Annotated in this window: 10 protein-coding genes; 4 read left to right on the top strand and 6 right to left on the bottom strand. The window is 42.6% G+C overall.

All coding sequences use genetic code 11. From position 1 onward, the window contains the following. Nucleotides 1–89 precede the first annotated feature (89 nt). The 6 genes from SE18_RS25685 to SE18_RS25660 all read right to left on the bottom strand — a co-directional run bounded on the left by SE18_RS25685 (nucleotide 90) and on the right by SE18_RS25660 (nucleotide 8,079). Nucleotides 90–1,193, bottom strand: a complete 1,104-nt coding sequence (locus tag SE18_RS25685) for an aminopeptidase (RefSeq protein ID WP_054537345.1) — start codon at nucleotides 1,191–1,193, stop codon at nucleotides 90–92. A gap of 15 nt (nucleotides 1,194–1,208) precedes the next feature. Beyond that, nucleotides 1,209–3,650 carry an ATP-binding protein gene (locus SE18_RS25680; RefSeq protein WP_054537344.1) on the bottom strand — a complete coding sequence of 814 codons (2,442 nt, stop codon included), beginning with the start codon at nucleotides 3,648–3,650 and terminating at the stop codon, nucleotides 1,209–1,211. A 186-nt stretch (nucleotides 3,651–3,836) separates the two neighbouring features. Beyond that, nucleotides 3,837–5,408 carry an FtsK/SpoIIIE domain-containing protein gene (locus SE18_RS25675; RefSeq protein ID WP_083470166.1) on the bottom strand — a complete coding sequence of 524 codons (1,572 nt, stop codon included), beginning with the start codon at nucleotides 5,406–5,408 and terminating at the stop codon, nucleotides 3,837–3,839. A 27-nt stretch (nucleotides 5,409–5,435) separates the two neighbouring features. Further along, on the bottom strand, nucleotides 5,436–6,221 hold the full coding sequence (locus tag SE18_RS25670; RefSeq protein ID WP_054537342.1) for a hypothetical protein: 786 nt from the start codon (nucleotides 6,219–6,221) through the stop codon (nucleotides 5,436–5,438). Between the two features lie 180 nt (nucleotides 6,222–6,401). Continuing rightward, the gene (locus SE18_RS25665) at nucleotides 6,402–6,839 is read right to left on the bottom strand and encodes a hypothetical protein (RefSeq protein ID WP_054537341.1); all 438 of its coding nucleotides are present in this window, start codon (nucleotides 6,837–6,839) and stop codon (nucleotides 6,402–6,404) included. A 4-nt stretch (nucleotides 6,840–6,843) separates the two neighbouring features. Continuing rightward, complete coding sequence (locus tag SE18_RS25660) at nucleotides 6,844–8,079, bottom strand: hypothetical protein (protein WP_054537340.1); 1,236 nt, start codon at nucleotides 8,077–8,079, stop codon at nucleotides 6,844–6,846. 577 nt (nucleotides 8,080–8,656) lie between these two features. On the opposite strand from SE18_RS25660, the gene SE18_RS25655 reads away from it, so the two are divergent. The 4 genes from SE18_RS25655 to SE18_RS25640 all read left to right on the top strand — a co-directional run bounded on the left by SE18_RS25655 (nucleotide 8,657) and on the right by SE18_RS25640 (nucleotide 14,766). Further along, nucleotides 8,657–9,088 (top strand): hypothetical protein, encoded by a 432-nt coding sequence (locus tag SE18_RS25655; protein ID WP_054537339.1) that lies wholly within the window; start codon nucleotides 8,657–8,659, stop codon nucleotides 9,086–9,088. Nucleotides 9,089–10,885: 1,797 nt separating this feature from the next. Continuing rightward, nucleotides 10,886–11,164 (top strand): hypothetical protein, encoded by a 279-nt coding sequence (locus SE18_RS25650; RefSeq protein ID WP_054537338.1) that lies wholly within the window; start codon nucleotides 10,886–10,888, stop codon nucleotides 11,162–11,164. Nucleotides 11,165–11,329: 165 nt separating this feature from the next. After that, on the top strand, nucleotides 11,330–13,630 hold the full coding sequence (locus tag SE18_RS25645; protein ID WP_054537337.1) for a hypothetical protein: 2,301 nt from the start codon (nucleotides 11,330–11,332) through the stop codon (nucleotides 13,628–13,630). 209 nt (nucleotides 13,631–13,839) lie between these two features. Next, a complete protein-coding gene (locus tag SE18_RS25640; RefSeq protein WP_054537336.1) occupies nucleotides 13,840–14,766 on the top strand; it encodes a hypothetical protein in 927 nt (308 codons plus the stop codon). Nucleotides 14,767–15,044 lie beyond the last annotated feature (278 nt).

Genomic DNA, 15,044 nt, shown 5'->3' with positions numbered 1-15,044 from the left:
TCGATAGACTTCACTATGGAGGCCTCCTTCAATATACTATGACAATGACGCATTTTTACCTATCTTAGAGGCCTCAACTATGTTGAAAATCAGGAGATTAAAAACTTTCCTTTTTTATAGCAGAGTTCTTCGTCAGCATAAACCTCACCGTTTCGTAGGTCACAAACGAGATCCCAGTGAAGATTCGATTCATTCGTTCCACCAGATTCAGGGTATGCCCACCCTGGAGCCAGATGCATGGTTCCACCAATTTTCTCATCAAATAATGTATGTCCTGTAGCATGTCTGATTCCATAGTTCAAGCCAAAAGCACACTCTCCAATATATCGAGCGCCAACGTCCATATCAAGCATCGAATTTAAGAAGTCCTCACCCCGATCTGCAGTAGCTCTTACAATTCGACCATCTTGGAGAGTTAATCGAATACCATCAACCAAAGTACCATTATAGATAGAAGGATAAGAAATAGTAATATGACCATTAACAGAGTTCTCAATAGGTGCCGTATAGACTTCTCCGTCTGGAAGGTTTTGCTTTCCTGCACAGTTAATCCAAGTTCTACCCTCGCAGCGATATGACAAATCAGTCCCTTCCGCAACAATACGAATATGTCGACTATTGTTGAGGAAATCAGTAATTTTCTGTTGATCAGCATATACTTGTTTCCATGCAGCAACAGGATCTGGCTGATCTACAAGACAGGCACTAAAAACAAATTCCTCAAAGCTCCATAGTGACATACCTGCATCCTGTGCATATCCTTCAGTTGGGTATAAAACATTACACCATTGTATTCTTCCTTCAGCACTATATTGGTTGAATAATTGCTGCTCTTTTTCTGAAGAACTATTATTTATAGCCATTTTATCTGAATCAACATGATTGAACTGCTTTGTATTTGTATCGCTATATAGATCTAGGTATTTGGTGAAGTATTCTATTTCTTGTCTCAATAAAGCAGGTACAAATTGAAGCTGCTCTGCCGTACCTTCTTTGAAGAGAATTTCATCAAAGAAGGGGTCACTTAGTCGTGGAACAACGAAAGCACCAGCATGCAACGCTTCCCTATAGATCTCGTAAAGGAGCGGCAGTGCGATTGTGCTACCTTTTATTCGTACAACATCTCTCGGCTTAAGATCCAGAGAGTATTGAGTAATAATCTGAGCCAATTTTTGTAGACGTGGATCAAACATATTTCTTACCCCTTATTAAGCAGAAAAAATATCATCTATAACGAACTGTTCAATGATCTCAGCCAATGACTTAGAACAGCCATTTTTCCATAGTATATCCCATTCATTCCCTAAATTTATCCGACCTATGTCTATCGTTTTCTTCATTAGCTCATGGGTAGGATTATGGGCAGGTATGCCAGAGCGATTACGAATCTTGTCAGCGGCACCAAATAATATTGCAGCTTGAGTCATTCTATCTAGCGATGCAAATGACAATGCTATACCTTCTAAACATAAAGCATTGTTATCCATATCAGCTAAATCCTGATTTATTATCAATGACTCCCTATACATTCTGTAAGATTTTAAATAATCCCGTTGATAATATGCAATTGCCCCAACATTTCGCAATGTGCAAACAATAGCTTGTGTATTACCTGTTTTTCTATCAATCTCGAGTGCCTCTTCAACATAAACCAATGCTTGATCGTATTTTTCTTGTAGAGTAGCCACATTACCCAGATTCGTAAGAGATGCTGAAATACCATCAAGATCGTCAATCTCTCTACGAAGTTGTAGACTTTCGCAGAACAGTTCAAACGATGTATCATAGTCTCGTAAGTACATGCATATCATAGCAAGGGATTCCAAATTACCAGATATACCTTTTTTATTGCCTAGGCCGCGATACACCTTAAGAGATTGTTCGTGATAATCTCTCGCCAGCGAATAATCAACCTGTATCATAGCAAAAATACCTGAAGCATCTAATGCTTTAGCAAATGCTATATCTTCTTGATAATTTCCTTTATTAGCAAGCACTTGATCAAGCCAATGGCGACCTTCTGTTATATACCCCCGTGTATACCAGAACTTCCATAGGCTACCGCTCATTTTAACCATAACATCCACAATGGTATGACTAATAGACCACTCTAGTGCAGCTCGTATATTCCCGTGCTCCTTCTCTAGGAGATTAAGCCAAGTAACCTGATTTTGACCACTTAAGTGCAGCTCAGCTTCCTCAACAAATGCCAAATAGTACATAGCATGACACTTTTGCAATTCCCCATCCAATTGTGCTAATTTCAGATGTTCCAATGCATATTCCCGGAGTGTTTCCAGCATAAAGAACCGAGGCTCGCCATCCTTCTCTTCACGTTGCTGAAGAAGACTTTTGTCCGAAAGGGACAGAAGAATATCAACAAGATCAATAATAGTTTCATCAAGTCCATTACATATTTGCTTCACTGCATCAATAGTAAATCCACCATGAAACACTGCAATACGACAAAAGAGATGTCGTTCATCAAGAGAAAGTAGCTCATAACTCCACGTTATTGCAGCACGAAGAGTTTGCTGGCGTGTAGGCAGATTTTGTGGGCCACCTGTGAGCAATGCGAGAGAACTATTCTGCAACCGGGACAAGAGTGCTTGAGGTGAGAAGTATTTAGATCGAGCCGCAATAAGTTCAATTGCCAACGGCAAACCATCCAAGCGTGTGCATATCTCTGCAATTACCCTCCCATTCTCTTCCGTCAGGCGGAATCTCTGATTAAAGGCAGATGCTCGCTGAACAAATAGTGCCACCGACGAAAATTCAGCAAGCTCATCAAGAGAATATTCGCACTCAATGTCGGGTAACGCGAGCGTAGGGATAGGGTATTCTCGCTCTCCATAGATTCTCAACGATTCACGGCTTGTAATGAGCACATGGAGATGTGGGCTATAGGAAATCAGATCACCAATCATTGTTCCTGCTTGTATCAACTGCTCAAAATTATCAAGAATCAATAAGACATGCTTATTAGCAAAATAAGATTTGAGCTGATCTACAAGAGAGTTACTACCACTTTCAGATATTCCCACAGTTTGAGCGATAGCAGAGACAACAAGGTCTATATCTCTAACTGTCGCAAGCTGAACAAAAATGACTCCATCCTTAAACGCTTTGTAGAGATGATGTGCTAAATATAGGGCTAATCGAGTCTTGCCAATCCCACCCGGTCCTGTAAGAGTTAGCATATTAGATTGAAGCAAGAGGCTGGATAGTGACTTCAACAGATCATTCCTGCCAATAATAGGATAGGCAGGAAGAGGTACATTAGGTGCAACACCTTGAAAGATTTCTGGTGTGATTGGAACAGGCTTAACGATATCTAGTGCGCCAGCGCTAAGATAGGAGGCAATCTTCTGTATAAGTGCCTTAAGGTGGCGATAAAAGGTTGCACGGTCCATGGCTAATGCATCAGCATACTTTTGAGGCTTTTCACCAGGTTCCGTAATAATAAGCTCTAAGGCCCTCTGCTCATGTGGTAAATAGGGCAGTTTTACAATTTGGCTAAGAACTGTATCTAGTCCCCCACGATCACGAACCCACGCTCTCCAGGGATCTGTAAGGAGTAGCTCTATTGGGTTTAACAAGAGCAATCTTATATGAGCCTCTGTCCATGGTTGCTCTTCTACAGATGTCATTTGTATTCTCTAGTCTACTAATTATTTCTGCGCAAAAAATTATCTAGATCATAACACGTTAATACGATGATGGTGGAAAGTCCCTCTTCCAAACAAACTAGGATGTATCGAATAGAATAAATTCGATTTAAACTAGAAAACAGGGTTGTTATATTTTCATATAACAACCCTGTTTCAAAAGGCTGTTTATGCAGCTGGAGCAAGTTCTGATCGGGTAACTTCTGGATGATTATGACCTAAAGCTTGCTTAATAACAGCCTCACGACTTCCGCTTGATGTTCCCCAAAAATCCTTTGCAACTCCCATATAAGATTTACGAATCTGATAAGCAGCTATACAAGCTGAAATAAAAATGGGATTATCAGGTAGGTCTTTTAATTTGGAATTTGCAAGTAATTCTGCTAACTCGTTTGGATCATAACCTTGAATTGGTGACTCTACAGTCTTCAAGAGTGCTATAACGGGAATTTTTTCGGTTTCTGAAACTACTATTTGTTTATTATCAGTAGTTTGATTAAAGGAGAGCATCTCCCATGAGCGATTCGCAATAGGAAATAGTCCTTGTCCTTCTGAACGGTCTGGAATATGTGCTAACCACCATTCACGTTGTACCCTATCGATTCGTGGTGCACGAATAGTTAAAACAGTCCGACCTTGTACTAGCGTAAATACTCCGGCTCCACCAGGTGGAATAGGTAACTCGGAGGGAGGAACACCAACAACCTTTTCACCAAATGTACCTAACTTACGTAGCGCCTGCGTGGTTAATCCAGTATTTGGTTCGTCTGCACTATCTGCTTGTTGATATCCAGCACATAATAACCCACATTGCCCACGCCATCGTGTGTCCATTCGAGTAACATTTTGAGCACCAATGATAAAGCGTATGCCAGCAGCACGACATGCCGAAAGCTCAACATTAAGCCAGTCACCTAATCCTGTCTTACCAAGAATGGACTCAAGCACAAGAAGTTCTGATACATAAACAATAAGAAGCGGTATTTGTTCCCCTTCATACTCTTCCCATTTTTCACATCGTGAATCCCATAGAATTTTTTCACGGCGCTGACGCTCTTGACGGACTGATAGAAGTGCGGACTCTAGTTCATGAGGTTGACGAGCAAATAACCACACATGCTCTTTTTCATACCAACCGCGTAGCGATAAACCATTCTTTCCATCAATAATAGCAAGCTGTAATTGACTAGGATTATAGCGATAACATAAGGCATACAACCAACTATTTACAAGTGAGTCTTTGCCTGAATCTGTAAATCCTGTCACCAAAACATGGTTTACATCACCGACAAAGGCACATGCTGTTAGTTTTGGCCCCGTTTCTGAAATAGACCAGCCTACAGGAAAAAGATAGCTCAGATCGGGATATAAGCGATCCATTTCTGCAATCGAAATGCGTAGATCACTCGGTGGGTTTGCCATAGCAATCCCTGCATTTGGCAGAATCGAGCCACTTGGAATCGTATTGTATCTAAATGAAGGTAATCCATCAGCACGATAGATCCCACCAACATGATCATGACGGTGATCAGTAGAAGCCAAAACTTTAGGTTCTGGTGAAATAACAACAGGTTTGTCAGTAATAATGGGAGAAGAATTATTTTGGTTATTCATACCTGATAATTCTTCCAACTCCCATGCGCGAAACCTTTGCCATCTGCGCCAAAGATCACGTCCCTGATAAAACCAAATTATGGCAAAACAGAGCATTATTAAAGATAAAGTTAAGGATAAACTCATATGTACCGCCTCGTATCAAAACAAAACTTACACTTTTACTCGCGTTGGTACACCATTTGAAATAATTTCCCAAGCTCGCCGGAGCAATTCTCCCAAATATGGCAATGCCCATCGTGTGATGAGTTCAGGTCCAAAGGCTAGTATGCCAGAAACAAGAAAAGTAGGAATCAGTAATCCAATGCCCTCTTTAGGAAATGTGATTGGAACAAAAAATTCATACGTTTTCCCAGATATAGTTAAAATTAATCCTGAAAACGATGTAGCCATATTCACTAATTGAATAAATGTAGCAGCGATAAAACGTTTAATAATGCTTTTTCGTAACGCATAATATTTATCTGCTGCCGAATCTTCTTGTGTTTGTTGCCATAACTCCAAAGCCTTATTCATTTTTAATCGTAAACTTTTACGAGGATAAGCGCCTAAGAATCCAGCAGTAAAAAAAATAGGAATTAGCCACTGTTTCCACAGATCAGCATCTCGAAACGATGCAATTTGCGCACCAACAAATCGGATAGTGAATAAACCATCTTGTCTCCACAAAATAGCAGCAAAGATGATCATACCAAGAGCAAGCAAAACCTCGAACGTCCAGTACATAACCGCGGATCCGCTCCATGATTCAACTAGTGGACTTTTTCGCTTCGGCTTTGTTGGTTTAGGACGTGAGATCGTCTGTTGTTCAGCCTGTTTTTTTTCTGCAAAAATCGGTACGGTTGGTAAAGTCTCTGATATGGGTGGTTTTAGAACTATTGTATCCGCACTTACTCGATCTTTTGATACTTCAGGTTGAGGAGTATACTCAACTGGCATAATGTACCCCTTACGTTGGGGCCGCAGCATATGGTATGATTTTTGCGGCGGCCTGGAACCATCAGGTTAGCCTTAACTCGCGCTCTAAACTGTCACGCTAGAGCGCGAGAAATTCTTGATTTAGTTTGTAGTATAGATTATATGTCAAACTACATCAATTTGAATAAAATCGGGCGTGTATCAATCATCCTCATCATCAAAACTCATAGAAAATCCTAAATCATCCATATCACTCATAGCAGAAATAATATTCTGTTGAATTAAATCCTCCTCATTATTTTTTAGATATAAATCATCTCCATTAAATTCTCCAGGGTCACTTATTACAACAGAATATGGTTTGAGTAATGCGGTAAGAGCATCATTTTCAGCCATAAAGACGAGGATAGGAGACACAAGATGGCGAAGTTCTTCGAGCAACTGGTCCAAAGGTAATCCACCATATTGATGTTCGCCCGCTGCCCATGCTCGAGGAAGCATCGTAATAAGTCCTTTTGTAACAGCCTCCGTTAATGCCTGTGTTTCGGTCGTTGCCTCACGCTGCTTAAGGCTTTGAAGAAGGTGAGGTAGAATAGTCTCAGCGAGTGTACTTAGTGGAACTGTTTTACGTATAGGCATGGTCCTAACCCTGTGCAGCAAAGTGCCATGCTGTTGTCAAGAAAGCTCCTATCGCATTGGCTTCGCTTGCTAATGATTCATCAATAATATGATATGTTTCTTCAGCCTCGTCACCCCATATATGATTTGCATGACGTTCAATCATCTCGCGAATGCCCTTATCCTTAGTTGCTCCACCAACAAAAACACAATATGCTGAGGTAGTACGCAAATCTTCCAAAATTTCCCCAGCTAAGTTTGCACCTTCACGTTCTGTTACTTCTGCCACAACTTTAGAAATATCTTGCTCTTTACCTTTACTGATAATTTTTTTCGTCCGCACGATCATTTGGGCTTTTGCAATATTAAGCCGTGATTGATTTACTCTACCTTGTTGGCTAATTTCTGATTGGACCCGTTTGACCAGTCCCTCTGCAACACGACGCATTCCATCACCTAATCGTCGTGCTACCATACGATACTTGGGCCGTAATGTGAATTGGGTGACTTGTGTATCTCCAAACCCGAGATCATATACATTCAATTCAGTTAATCCATAGGTTTGCTCTTTACCACTTGGGCTACGAGTATACATAATAAATGAACCCATAGTTTGTGACTGCGTTCCAAACTTATCAAAATATAATACCCATTCATGACTATGCCCATCTTTATCCTTCTCTTGAACTTTATACCATTTATTAAAATAATGTGTTTTGAGGGATTTGCGTGTTGCTGGAAGAATGCCTATATTTTTCTCACCGGGTTTAGGCAGAATAATTTCATTATTTGGTAAAGCAAATGTAGATACAATATTATAGGAACCAGGCTTTAACCCCAGAGCACGAAGAAACTGAACACAAACAGCTAAATCAAACTCGATCTGTCGAACATCAGTTAAGCGTAAATCAGTGGAGCCAATCTGGAGAGACTGACCACCAACAAACGCTTCTTCGCCAATCCAATAAGGTTGTCCAAAACTGGACCATGAGCCATCACTCAGTTTTGTAGCAAGCCCATATGTTGTAACACGCTCTCCAGCACGAACTTCTTCAGCAGATCGATAAACATTAGGAACTTCTCGTGTAACAATTGTTCCGTCAATTCGAGAAGAGGCAAGCTTTGCTTGCCCATTACCCCTATCCCAGCCAATCTTAATTTGTGTGATCTCGCCAACCACATTTATTCCAGATAAAGTAAAACCTTCCTCTCGAACCTTCTGCTTATTCAATAGGAGTTGATAAACTGTTTGCACATTCATAAGGCTTCCTTAGATATAAGATGCTAATAGATGCTAATAGCATCATTATATAGTTTTTCAAATTCATAGTCAAGCATCTATTAGCATCTATTAGCATCTATCTATAAAAGCTCGCTCTTATTCGCTGCTCCATTCGCTCAAGCGAGTAAGAGCGACTCGCGGAGACTCTCTGGAAGCTCAATAACCCATGAATTATCAGATTTTTACGGATTCACTTAATTCGCTCACAAATAGGATAAATCTCTTTGTTGACGCACATGATCTACTCTGCTACGATAAATAAAGCGTTAATAAAACACGATGGTATCGGGCTCCTACCCCCAATACCATCGCTAACCTCCTATCCTGACCAACCAGGACTTGAGGCTGTCGCAATCCTACCATACTAATTGGAAGGTGCGAACGACTGCCCACCAGGTTTCACAGCAAGGTGGTATTAACGTTCGATGATTGCTCACGTAAGCTTCACAGCCTACGTGAGCAACCTGAACATAGTCGTTCGCACCTTTAAAACATATAAACGAATATGCTACTATAAAATGACATAGATCCATGACAACCTACATAGGTATATACAATGACTGAAATTAGTTTTGTTCCTGTCCAAGAAGCTATCCTATTAGCTGATTGTTCAGGCCTTACAATTGAATTAGTACAGCAACTCGCACGGCGAGACAAAGTATTAGTCTTCGCTGATCATCCAACCTTGGGTATGCTGATCGAGCCTTCTATATTGATAGAATTGGCAGTAGAGCTTAAAAAAGTTAGATGTGATGCTTATGGGAAATATATTTCAGGGTATGAAGCCGAACAAAAATATGGTATTAGTAGAGTGAGCCTTTTACGATATCGAGATCGTGGAATAATTAGAGTTAACGAAAATGATCTTTTATACCTCGAAGACGTTGCCTTTGTAAGCAAACTGGCCGCCTATGTTAAGCCAGCCCCTGGTCGTTCTTTATTTCCAGATAACTATCTAAAACCATCGACTCTATCCTCAAACACGTGAAAACCATCTACATTCGTAACATATTACCTTGACAATGGTACAAGGTATGATCAATAATTCTTTAACGATAATCCGACATATTTGAAGAAAGTCTAATATCACTCTAGTAGCATAAAAAGTTAAAAGCAAAACGTGCTATTAAAATCAATAGCACGCATCGCCACATAGCGAAGATAGAGCCGTAGCCTGGAAAACTTGTCTTTATCTTCACTAACCATTCTAGGTATTTCCTAGGAAAGGACTCTTTATGTGCTTAATTATAGCACATAGTCTTTATATTGCCGACAGCATTTTCAATAAAATTAATAGCAATTCTCTCGGCTGTACCATAGATCTGATCTATGAGCTGCAAAATACCCCTTCTCGTAAATACGACGAAGTGAGGGTTGCTCATGCGTGACCATCTTCTTCAGCACCCCCTTCTAACACGTATGCCACGATGTGAACAGTGTGGTGGCCTCTGTGGATCAAATCCGGCCAACTGGCCCACCGAACTTCCCATCGGTATAGCTCGCTATCTCATCTCAACTATGCGAAGCTGCTTCGTACAACGCATGGTTATTCAGTGGGAACAGATTTTTCAACGGCCTATATCAGCGGATCTTCGTTCAGCTTGGGAATCAACAACGTGGCCAACGTGGGAAGCATTTCTGGCGGGGAATCTTCGAAACTGGGAAGAAAATCGCTGTCCCGCTTGTGGTTCAACTGATGTCATACTTCGGGGCTGTGATGAGCACACGTTTAACATCTCCGATGAAGCGCGTATTAAACTACGCACCAAAGTAGCCCAACATACAGGAATCAGCGGTGCAGGATTCCGAGCCTTTACTCCAAGTGGGTGTCATGTCTGTGATCAATGCCGCAATGAGTACCGTCGGTCGGTTGACGAGGTCTTTGCCAGCTCCCATTCGCCAGCATCACGATTCTGCCCATTAGCTCTTTTAAGTGGTGCGAGCTTACATCGCATGGATACGGGAAAGATGCTGGAGCAATGGCAAACGATGCGGGGAAGCCATGTTGCAGCCTATCGTCAGCGGCTTCTTCAATCAAACAGTCACTCTCTATCATCAGATGCAACCCAAGAAGGGCCGTAAATATTTACGGCCCTTCTTGGGTTGGCTTCTTTATTATTTGAGCTGAAAGGAGCGCGAAAAATATGAAAAATCACAAGCAACCTGATAAAAAGGTGAAAATTCACCTGTGCGATTACCTATGCGATTACCTATGCGATTACCCATCCGGTCGGATTTGTTCATCGCATCATAAAGGTCTAAATGCCTCGTTCCAGACCTCCTACATCCTTATAGGCGTGCAAGCGCAGCGCAGCACCACCACATCATTCTCTCATTGCTGTTTTTCAAACGTTGTAGTACTGGCGCAGCGGTGCTTTTGTTCTCTTCTTCGTCGCCTTTTTCAGCTAACTCCCAGCAGCCTTGAGAATCCCTTTTCAAAACCTTTGATGTGTTGCTTGGTGAAGTCTTGGATTATTTCTCGAGTATCTATTGTGTATGCTGATGGCAATACATGTACTAATCACACTCTATGTGCTGGCTAAGCAATATGTATATGGAGAGAACGTATGCTGTATAGATTCACAATGTACTAGATCAATCTCTTTATCAAACTATATGTGGCTGCCGTCGCTACCAAGCTAACCGTCGTGTATGCATTTACCAAACAGGACATATTTGCACTCGATCTCAATCGTGCGACAAACTTGCGACTCAACTGATAACAAAACGATCCGTTTTCTATAGACTAACGAGCGTTAGTTTGCCTTACAAGGAAACATATACCATGACAGTACGCACAACAGATTCTTGCATAGACATAGCACGCACAACAGAGCAATTAGCTTTGCTCCATTACGCTGCACAAGCTGAAGCCCAACGCTTTGTCGAGGCAGTCACACGCTTGGCTGCAACAAACCCGGATAAGGCAGAACAGATTATCCATAATCTTGTTGGACTAACGAATAATACTCAAAGTTTTGGAACCGAGACTGCGGTACATACACTTGATCTACTAAGTGATCGGAGCAATCAAGGAGGATTACATGAGGAAGACACAGACTAAAAAAACGAAGGACATGCTCTTGCCGCCAAGCTCAGCACGTCCTTCTTATCAATTAGCCCCTTACCCATACGGTCATAAATAGCACGTACAAGTTGTTCGAAGTATATCATAGGGTTGAGCATAGTTCAATCCATATGAATGCTGCGAACGTGAGGAGTTTTTCTCATGTCCCAGGCAACCCAACAAATCTCAACGCAAGCACCTAGACAGGCGATCGGATCATCTTTTGATACGTCTGCTCCAACAGACACGGCCGCTGTACTCGAAGACATATCCTTCCTCCAAGTAGGATACCGTCGGGATCGTCCCCCAGTCCGCGACTACTGGTCGTATCTTCCCATCAAGCTCCGCAATACAGCTCCAACACCTTTACACCTTGGAGTTTATCTTCTGTTTGCTCGACAATGGGGACTTAGATATAGCTCTATTCACATCACTGATCAGGCGATCTGTGCATTTACTGCATTCCCTTGGAATAAAGCAAGTCGTGGAAAGGTGCATCGAGCCAAGCAATGGCTTATCAAAAAGGGGTGGCTCTATTGTGACAGGTTAGGCAGCTGCCGTCGGCCACGCTACACCCCCACATGGGGAGTCGATACAACCGGGAAGCCTCTGCCTTGGATGTATCGACCACAAGAACGCCATGCATTAAGTCAGCCTCGAGGCCGCGGCTACGAAGCCATCAAAGTTCCCGTTGAGATGATCGATGATCTTATTGGTGTAATTGACATCGATACGGGTGTAGTTGAGCGCTATTGGGCAGTACCGCTGATCGATCTAGTTGATCTGGGACACTATGTCCGTCAAAAAGCAACACCAACACTGATTAACTTAGGGGTTATCACGAAAGAGGGAGCTTATCTCCCCGTTCCCTCTCGGGAGGTGCTTCTACAAAAAGCCCTCCGTGGCGAATTAACCCATGTGATTGAGAACAATATGCACACGCCGGTGAAATTCAGTAATAGTGGCCTAGGTGCACTCCAACAGTATTTTCCTAGACTCCAGAGCGAGCTACGGTTTGTTGTCACATCACCACTATTCACCAGCGAGGATCAAGAACGGTATAAGGAGATCATAGCAATCCAGGTGGCCGAATTAGAACGTGACACACAGACTGCTGGCAGGGTAGATCTTACACTGCAGATGGCAGAGGTAGCGGCCATAAGCGATCATAATCAGACACTTAGCCCATCTGCTCCCGTGGAAACAGGGCAGGCTACCGATTACGATAAAGCACATTGTTCATCGACCAAGATCGACCCATTGATCGGTGAATTGATCGACCCATTGATCGGTGAATTGATCGACCCATTGATCGGATCAGCCAAGGATGAAGGATCGGATCAAGATTACGTGGATAATGAGCTAATTAGACCATTAGAAAGGGAGGAATATAGTGTTCCAGTCGAGACAAAATCCGGCTCATGGAGTATAGAATCTCATGAACCTAATCAATCTGATAGACCTGATCCATCCATGGACACTAGCGCTAAAGCGCCAAAAAGGAAAAGGAAGGGAAAGCCTATCGTTTTTGAAAAGAGGAACCAAGGATCTAACTATCAAGAAGCCTTACAACTTCTAAACAAGAAGGGAGTCAAATTCCTTGCAAAAAAAATTGCCCGCGCCGTTTCAATTGACATAATAAATAAATGTATTACTGAGGCTGAGCGGCAGCAGGCGAGTGGCTATGAGATCAACGATTTTGGCGCGTGGGTGGCGTCGTTGATCCGCGATACCCAGTCTATCGGTTTCGCTGCTGCCTGTGCACGTCGGCAGCCACGGAAATCAGCAGACAACGACGGTGCAGCACATAATCTCAACACATTTGATATCCGAAAGTATGAACTTGGAGGAAAATATGCAGCTTTCTTTGGTGAACGTGAAGTGGTTGTGCCGAAGCCTACGATGCTACCCGATGAGCGCTCTATAAATACTGAAGAAAACAGCGCTTTACAGGGAACTATCTCCTCTGAAGATTTGACAAATAGCCTTCGGATAATGCTCCAACAGGCCGCGCCAATAGCATCCATTGCAGGTGACCTCTGGATCGATCCAGAGGCTTGGGCTGAAACAGGGGATATACGCCTGTGCTGTGCCAGTGCCGCAGCATATTGTGAAGTAAGTAAGTATCACACGCTCATTCGTTCGTGCGTTGAGTCCTTACCTGGTATATCAGGTAAAGTATTCCTGAGTTGGGGGTTTGCTAAGGACTTGGAATCAGCTATCTCTGCTGCCGAGCTATGGGCACGGGTATCAATATTGGCGCAAGAAATGGTTAATGGCGCGGACAAAGATCTTATACGACAGACACGATTTATCTCCAAGCAAGATAGGATTGTCCACATTGGTGCATTAACTATTAGTGTCAAGTCTAAGCTGGAGGATCGTCTTATTCCTGTATTTCGCAACGCATTTGCCGAACTAGGAATAATAGTGAATATTCGAGTGCTTATGATTAATCGGTAGTTATGGTCATATTTGAAGTAAGTTCTATATTATTTTCCTATAAAGATTGTTCTTTATAGCAGAACAATCTTTATAGGAAAATAAAAAATACTAATGTAGGCCTTGATATACGTGCGACAAACGTGCGACAGTCCCTATAGCCATAGAGTTGTGTTTTTTATAGACTACCGATATAAGAGTTTTCAACTGAAATAGTGAAGGTAGCACATATGATGATGCCACAAGCAGCCGAGCAAAGGTCACCAGGAATAAGAATGTCACAGTTTAGGTGCCAGTCGACTGTACCGATGACACAGCGATGTGCTTTAGTAATTGGCGAACTTGATGTTGCCTTTACCAATACTCTGCATGAGGTGGGAATCTCGGTTATTGCGGTGCCGTCGCTGGTAACAGGAGAAGCCCTTGTTATTGCATCCCTTGCCTATGAACTTGTAATCTCATCAACTATTGTTATCTTGGCGCCAAAGGATACGTATGGCCAAGACACATGGCCGCTAGCCGCACAATTGACTATTTGGATGCAGGAAGCGGTGATTCAACCCGCATGGATTGTTATGCCAACAAATGAGCTATCAGAACAAAGCCGTACTCGTGCGGAACGGGCTGGATGTGTATGTATCAATGCACCGAAAACGCGTGAGGAACTCACTACATTTGTGACATCAACCTTTGATCAGTCTGTTGAACTTGATCGTGTTGACCCTACATTGGATGCGAGAACGCAGGCATCTATTCGTCGGGAGCGGGCTGGGTTTCGTGATGCAGCGGTAGTGCTGTATGACACTATCCGTAATCAGCAGCAAAAATCCAACAGAATGTGTGTTCCCACATCTGAGGATATGTGGAATGCACTTCGCTTACTTATAATCCCTTCGGGTTACTTGAAGGATGACTCAATTCGACAGCAATCGCTTACCGTTTATGCAGCATTAGGTGGCAAGGATCGCACGCGCCAACTTCTCCGTGAATTTTCTGAAACACTTGAAGGGAGTGATAAACGAGGTCTTATCGCACTCTTAGCTCAAGGTGGTCGAGATAATCTTGCCAAGACTATTGGCTGTCATCCTGATAATGTGGGGCGCATTTGGCTACGCCGTATTGCACCCCTATTCGTTGACTGGTTGACCTTACAATAAGTAACACTGGTCGCTACCGCTCGTTAAACTGCGGATTGCTGTCCATATATTCCCGTCCATGCTCTTGCGCGAGCGTCGCTTGCTCCCTGCCAATCCACCTACAGGTTGCATGTCTATTCGGTGAAAAATGGCCCTCGGATTAAATAATATTACTGGTGTGGCACGCGGTAGCACGAATATTGGGTTGTGAAAGAGCTTAAGTGTAAATTCCCCCTACGCATTAAGCTTATTTTGAACCTAAAGTCGGGATAGTATTTCCTATACTAGTATCGTATCGG

The sequence above is a fragment of the Herpetosiphon geysericola genome (assembly GCF_001306135.1).
GTDB classification, from domain to species: Bacteria; Chloroflexota; Chloroflexia; order Chloroflexales; family Herpetosiphonaceae; genus Herpetosiphon; species Herpetosiphon geysericola.
The sequence above is the reverse complement of the archived record's forward strand: the minus strand, read 5'-3'. Positions and strand labels throughout refer to the sequence as shown.